The sequence below is a fragment of the Streptomyces sp. NPDC107581 genome (assembly GCF_055657175.1).
In genome coordinates, this window is the sequence record NZ_JBVKBH010000061.1 from 1 (window position 1) to 2,169 (window position 2,169).

Genomic DNA, 2,169 nt, shown 5'->3' on the forward strand with positions numbered 1-2,169 from the left:
TGAAGCCGTAAAGAATCAACTTGTCGGAGTGTCGGTTTGCTCGTCCGCGGCCGCGAGGAGATCGGGGGCGGTGCGGTAGCGGGTGGCGGCCGGGGGTGGGAGAAGGCCGTCTTTCGCAAGCAGGGGCCGGATCTCGCGGACGACGTTCCCGATCGAGGACCTGCTCACGTCTCCCAGCGCGTCGGCAAGGACATCCAGGGTGCACAGTTTCCGCAGGTAGAGGATGGCGACCACGACGCGCTCTCTGTCACCCAGCTTCTGGGGGAAGACGCCGCCGCGGCTGCCCGGCTGGCGATCGGCGCCCCGGCGCTGGTAGGAGGCCCGTTCAACCTGGGCAACCTGGCGTGGAGAGAGCCGACGAGTGAGCTCATCCAGCTCCGCGCGGGACATGCCGGTAAGCCGCGGATGGGACAGGCTCTTCATGATCCGGGTGCGCGGCGGGGTCTGGTCGGTGTCAACGAAGGCCATCAGCGCGTCCGCCCTGGTGAACCGGCTGGGGGCGTATCCGGGCTGGTGACCGTGGTCCTCCAGGACCCGGCGGGTCTCGGCGACAAGGTGGCCGATGCATTCGGGGGTGACCTCCAGCATGTCGGCCAGCAGCTTCATCGAGCAGACCTGTCGCTGGTAGAGGAGAGTGAGCAGGACTCGGGCGGCGTCGTCGAACAACGGCTTGGCCCGTTGGTTGCCGGTGGCGCGCCGGGCCCGTCCACCGCGCTGCTCGCTGTAGCGTTCCTGGGACCGAGCGGCCTGCAGTGGAGCCAACTCAGCGCGTAGATCCGCGAGTTCCGTACTACTCAGCCCGGTCAGGCGGGGGTCCGCTAGGCGGGCAAGAAGCTCGCGGCGCCGGCCGGAGACGCCGTGTGTCTCGCTGGTGGGCAGGGCCTGCGGCGCGGAGGGTGCGGGCAGCAGGGTGTAGTTCCACTGGCCGTGGACCTCGTGCCGGACCAGCGGCAGCGCGGCGAAGCGATCCTTACTGATCGCGATGCCGGTGGGGTAGTCGCCGGGATCAAGGTGGGCCTCAACGCTCAGACCGGCCCGGGTGCGGGTGGCGGCGATCGTCTCAATGACGACGTCATGGCTGGTCAGCGGCCTGCCACGCCAGTTGTGGGTGATGTGGGAGAACAACCGGTGCTCGATTTTGTTCCATTTACTTGTACCCGGAGGAAAGTGACACACCGTGATCGTCAGTCCGGTATCGGCGGCCAGAGCAGCCAGTTCGCTCTTCCAGACCCGATAGCGGTAACCGTTGGAGCCGCCCGCGTCCGAGGTGATCAGTAGCCGTGACGCCTTCGCGTAGTCGAGGCTGCCGCGATAGCGCCACCAGCGGCGGATGGACTCAACCGCGAAGACCGACGTGTCGTGGTCGACACCGACGTTGACCCAGCCGGTGTTGCGGGCGATGTCGTAGATCCCGTACGGGATCGCCTGTTGAACGTCCGGGCCGCTGAAGAAGAAGTGATGGTCCTCCACCTCGACCGGTTCGCCCCTGGGCCGCCACTCGCGGCCGGCCATGGGTAGCCGTCCGATCTGCTCCCGCTTCTTCGTGTCCACGCTGATTACCGGCTCACCGTCGGCCTGGTGCTGCTTGACCTGCTCGTTGATATAGCGGAACTGGGCATCCCGGTCGGGATGCTGGGCACCCTCGAGGGTCTTGACGTTCGCCTGCAGGCTGAAGCCCTCCTGCTTGAGCAGCCGACCCACCGTGGGCGCGGACACCGGGTGCCCCTGCCGGGTCAGCTCCTCGGCCAGGTTGCGCAGCGACTTCGTCGTCCACCGCAGCGGAGACTGAGGATCTCCCCGCTCCTCCGGCTCGACCAGGCCCAACAAGGCTTTGGGCAGGGCAGGATCGTTGGCTTCAACCAGCTTGCGGCCTCCGCCTGGTGCACGCACTCGACCGTCCGGCAGTGGCCCGGCCCCCGCTTCCAGCTCCGACACGCCACGACGCACGGTCGTTTCGCTGACCTGCGCGATCCGCGCTACCGCCCGTATCCCGCCATGCCCGATCAGTCGGGCCTCGGTAGCCAAGGCCAGCCGCCGCTGCCGCTCGTTCAGATGGGGCAACAACACCGAAAATCTGCACTGGAGTTGGAAAAAGATCTCCTTCGGAACCGCCATACCCTGACAACGAGCCCACCCTTGTAAAGCAGCACCTTGATTCTTTACGGCTTC

Annotated in this window: 1 protein-coding gene; it reads right to left on the reverse strand. The window is 66.8% G+C overall.

Going from position 1 to position 2,169, the window contains the following annotated elements; translation table 11 throughout:
- Positions 1-15: 15 nt before the first annotated feature.
- Positions 16-2,115, reverse strand: a complete 2,100-nt coding sequence (locus ACZ7P3_RS42540) for an ISAzo13 family transposase (protein ID WP_472090051.1) — start codon at positions 2,113-2,115, stop codon at positions 16-18.
- Positions 2,116-2,169 lie beyond the last annotated feature (54 nt).